Raw genomic sequence first — 1,857 nt, 5'->3', positions numbered from 1 at the left:
AGTGTGCCTTGAAATGTTCACGACCGAATATATGCTGTTAAAAAGATGGTGGTAGGCCCACCGTAAGGGGTGACAGACAAACCTTACAAACCAATTTGTGGTGCTGTGATTTGAAAAGACATGGTGCTGAGCGACAAATAAAAGGCGGTATTAAGCCGTCAGGTACGCCTCAAAGAGCTGAATAAATTGAACTGTTGGATTAAAGCGTCGATATAAATCGATATGTAGTCAAAATTGTGAGAAGTAGTCGTCTTGCAAGAACAAAACTTAGCGACAATAATCTGGGTTGGCTAAGTGACTACCGGCGCAGAGACAGCAGGAATTTGAGGCAGGCTTATTAACGGAACAAGGGAACTTGTATAGAGATGATAAGGGAAAGCTCAAACAGAAAACCTGTAAGGCAAATACCGATGAACTATACAGGGGCGGCTCAGACCGTAGTAGCGTTGAAGGTTCTGTAATGGAATCGGAGCAAAGGGTCTGACTAAATCAGTTTTATGTTAACCAACAACTGTAAAAGGAATGATTGATTATTATGAAACAAAGACACATCCTGTAACCAAAAGAATGGTATTGGAAGCTTATAGGAAAGTGAAACAGAACAAAGGAAGTGCGGGTATTGATGAACAAAGCATTCAGGACTTCGATAAGAACTTGCAAAAGAATCTGTATAAGTTATGGAACCGTATGAGTTCAGGAAGTTATTTTCCATCTCCTGTAAAGGAGGTGAAAATACCAAAGAAATCAGGAGGTACTAGAAGTTTAGGGATTCCTACTGTAGCCGATCGAGTTGCACAACAAGTGGTCAAATATTTTCTGGAACCTAAGATAGACCATTTATTTCACCCGGATAGTTACGGGTACCGAAGAGATAAGAATGCTCATCAGGCAATCCATACTGCCACGCAGAGGTGTTTTAAAGCTGCATGGGTGATCGATATGGATATTAAGGGATTCTATGATAATATTGATCATGAATTAATGATGAAAGCGGTTCGGTTTTATACTCAGGAACGATGGATAATATTGTATGTAGAACGGTGGCTGAAAGCAGGTATTATGAAAGAGGGATTGCTGCAAGAAAGGGACAAAGGAACTCCGCAAGGCGGGGTAGTTAGTCCACTACTTGCTAATATATTCTTGCATATTGCTTTTGATAAGTGGATGCAGAAAACCCAACCGCATGTGCAGTTTGAGCGCTACTGTGATGATATCATTGTTCATTGTAAAAGTGAGCAACAGACCATGTTTATCAAGACACGAATCAACGAGAGAATGAAGGAGTGCAAAATGGAATTACATGAAAGCAAGACCAAAATAGTATACTGCCAGAATGTATGGAACAGAGTTAAACAAACTAATTCCTCCTTCGATTTCCTCGGTTATACTTTCCGACCTCGGGTTTGTCATACAAAACCAAATCCTCTATTGTTATTTGTACCCTGTATGAGTGAATCTTCTATGAAAAGCGTTAGAACCAAAGTAAAAGACTTTGGATTAACAAAGTTCAAGGGGAAAGTTCAGGCTCTGTCCCAGAAGTTAAACCCCCAAATTAGGGGGTGGATGGCTTATTACTGTAAATTTACTAAATGGGCGACACTTAAACTGTGGAGGTGGCTAAATCTTAAACTTTATAGATGGGTTATGAAGAACAAGGGGTATAATAAGCTTAAAGCGATTAAGTGGATGAAAAGTGTTTACCAAACACAACCTAATCTATTCGCACATTGGCAGTTGTGCCGGCCATAATCTGGTAGATTGGAAAATCTTGATTTAGAAGCGCCGGATGATGCGAGAGTATCACGTCCGGTGCTGTGAGAGGTTTGGGGTGAAATTCCCCTTACCTACTCGACCACT

The 1,857-nt window shown here is 40.5% G+C and carries 1 protein-coding gene; it reads left to right on the top strand.

The features are described from left to right. Positions 1-522: 522 nt before the first annotated feature. Positions 523-1,749 carry a group II intron reverse transcriptase/maturase gene (gene ltrA, locus BFL47_RS18960; protein ID WP_069661364.1) on the top strand — a complete coding sequence of 409 codons (1,227 nt, stop codon included), beginning with the start codon at positions 523-525 and terminating at the stop codon, positions 1,747-1,749. Positions 1,750-1,857: the final 108 nt, after the last annotated feature.

The sequence above is a fragment of the Arcticibacter eurypsychrophilus genome (genome assembly GCF_001730525.1).
Lineage (GTDB): Bacteria > Bacteroidota > Bacteroidia > Sphingobacteriales > Sphingobacteriaceae > Arcticibacter > Arcticibacter eurypsychrophilus.
Note: the sequence above shows the minus strand (reverse complement) of the source record. Positions and strands in the feature narration are given on the sequence as shown.

Excerpts from the sequence above, each read along its gene's own strand:
- ltrA (WP_069661364.1), top strand. The coding sequence starts at position 523 with ATGATTGATTATTATGAAACAAAGACACATCCTGTAACCAAAAGAATG.